Source organism: Caballeronia terrestris, assembly GCF_001544515.1.
GTDB classification, from domain to species: Bacteria; Pseudomonadota; Gammaproteobacteria; order Burkholderiales; family Burkholderiaceae; genus Caballeronia; species Caballeronia terrestris.
On the sequence record NZ_FCOL02000558.1, the window covers coordinates 1 to 767 of the forward strand.

Annotated in this window: 1 protein-coding gene; it reads left to right on the forward strand. The window is 60.2% G+C overall.

The features are described 5' to 3' along the window. Positions 1-73: 73 nt before the first annotated feature. A partial coding sequence (locus tag AWB67_RS38930; protein ID WP_087660943.1) for a class II aldolase/adducin family protein occupies positions 74-767 on the forward strand: 694 nt, incomplete at its 3' end.

The window sequence follows — 767 nt, forward strand, 5'->3', positions numbered from 1 at the left end:
CATCATGTCTTCACGGCTTTAACCAGCCAGACAGTTTCGCAGATTACTGGAACCATGAAAAAGGAGTGTCGACATGGACTCATCGGATGTCAGCCTGAAGCACGCAGTGTCCCCCGCCGAATGGGAAGCACGAGTCAACCTCGCAGCGGCGTATCGTCTCACCGCCCTGTTCGGTTGGGACGACCTCGTGTTCACGCATATTTCCACGCGCGTGCCCGGCCCGGAGCATCATTTTCTGATCAACCCCTACGGGATGATGTTCGACGAGATCACCGCGTCGTCGCTCGTCAAGATCGATCTCGACGGCCGCAAGGTTTCCGATTCACCGTATGAAGTGAATCCGGCCGGCTTCAACATCCACAGCGCGGTGCATGCGGCACGCGAGGATGCACTGTGCGTGATGCATACGCACTCGGTGAACGGCGTCGCTGTGTCTGCGCAGGAAGCGGGCTTGCTGCCGCTCTCGCAGCAATCGCTCGTCGTGCTCGCCTCGCTCGGCTATCACGATTACGAAGGCATCGCGCTCAACGAGGACGAGAAGCCCCGGCTCGTGCGCGACCTTGGCAGCAACACGTCTCTGATGTTGCGCAATCATGGCCTTTTGACCGTCGGCGCGACACCTGCGGACGCGTTCGTCGCGATGTACTTCTTCGAAGCGTCGTGCATGATTCAGGTTCGCGCGCAGGCAGGCGGATCGAAGCTCTCGCCGATCGCGCAACCGGTCATCGATGGCATCAGGCATCAACTGGGCGCGGCGACACGAGGTG